1 protein-coding gene is annotated in these 1,465 nt (G+C 65.7%); it reads right to left on the bottom strand.

Annotated elements, in window-relative coordinates:
* Positions 1-33: 33 nt before the first annotated feature.
* On the bottom strand, positions 34-1,347 hold the full coding sequence (locus AC5Y5O_RS31980; RefSeq protein WP_047040733.1) for an IS256 family transposase: 1,314 nt from the start codon (positions 1,345-1,347) through the stop codon (positions 34-36).
* Between the last annotated feature and the right edge of the window lie 118 nt (positions 1,348-1,465).

The raw sequence follows: 1,465 nt of genomic DNA, 5'->3' as shown, positions 1-1,465 counted from the left end.
GAGGAATAGTCAAATCCTGTGGATCGGGGGTCGTCAGGCGACCTCGGACACCGGAGTGTCGGGCGAGGGTTCCGGGGTGATGTCGACCGGCCGTTCGAGGAGCTTGCCCTTGTGGAACAGCGCGCCCGCTCGCACCAGTGCGACCAGCTGCGGTGCGTTGACCGCCCGCCACCGCGACTGCGCGGCCTCGATCAGCTTGTAGGCCATCGCCATCCCCGCCGCTCGTGAACCCGGACCCTTGGTCACCCTGGTCCGAAGCCGCACCGTCGCAAAAGTCGATTCGATCGGATTCGTCGTACGCAGATGCACCCAATGCTCGGCCGGATACCGAAAGTACTCGAGCAACACATCGGCGTCATCGACGATCTTCTTCACTGCCTTCGGATATTTCGCACCGTAGTCCTGTTCGAACGCCGCGATCGCGATCTGCGCCTTGTCGATGTCCTCGGCTCCGATGATCTCCTTCATCGCCGCCAACGCGCCGGGATGCGCGGACTTCGGGAGTGCTGCAAGGACGTTGGATTGCTTGTGGAACCAGCAGCGTTGTTCGCGGGTGTCGGGGAACACTTCCCGCAGTGCCTTCCAGAATCCCAGCGCGCCGTCCCCGATCGCGAGCACCGGGGCCCGCATTCCGCGGCGGCGGCAGTCCCGCAGCAGATCGGCCCAGCATTCGGTGGATTCGCGGTAGCCGTCGGCCAGGGCGACGAGTTCCTTACGTCCGTCGGCCCGCACCCCCAGCATGACCAGCAGACAGAGTTTCTCCTGCTCGAGCCGCACCTTCAGGTGGATGCCGTCGACCCACAGGTAGACGTAGTCGACTTGCGAGAGATCCCGCTGTCCGAAGGCTTTCGCCTCGTCCTGCCACTGCGCGGTCAGCCGGGTGATCGAGGCCGGCGACAGGCCGGCACCGGAGCCGAGGAACTGCTCGAGGGCGGGCCCGAAGTCGCTGGTCGACAGGCCGTGCAGGTACAGCAGCGGCAACACCTCGGACACTTGGGTGGACCTGCGGGCCCAGGCCGGCAGGATCGCCGACGAGAACCTCTTACGCTGGCCTGTCTCGGGATCGATGCGCTTGTCGTTGACCCGTGGCGCCTTCACCGTCACCGCACCGGCGGCGGTCATCACGTCGCGTTCGGTGTGGTAGCCGTTGCGTACGACGAGGCGGTGGCCGTTGTCGTCGACTTCACCGGCGTGCCGGGCGATGTAATCGGCGACCTCGGCCTGCAGGGCTGCGGCGAGCATCTGCCGGGCACCGTCGCGAACGATCTCATCGAGCAGCGACCGGCCTGCACCGGCGGCGTCGCCGGCCTCGTTCGGGTCTCGGCCTTCGTGTACTACCGTGAGCACGGGCGTGCCTTCCCGCCAGCGCGCCAACGCTGGTCTTGATCAGAATCCTGTTTCGTCAAAGATCATCATCCGGGAAGGTGCGTCCTCCCGGGATCCACAGGTTCTGATCATTGCTCCT

The organism is Mycobacterium sp. NGS40, from assembly GCF_059812735.1.
The sequence above is the reverse complement of the archived record's forward strand: the minus strand, read 5'-3'. Positions and strand labels throughout refer to the sequence as shown.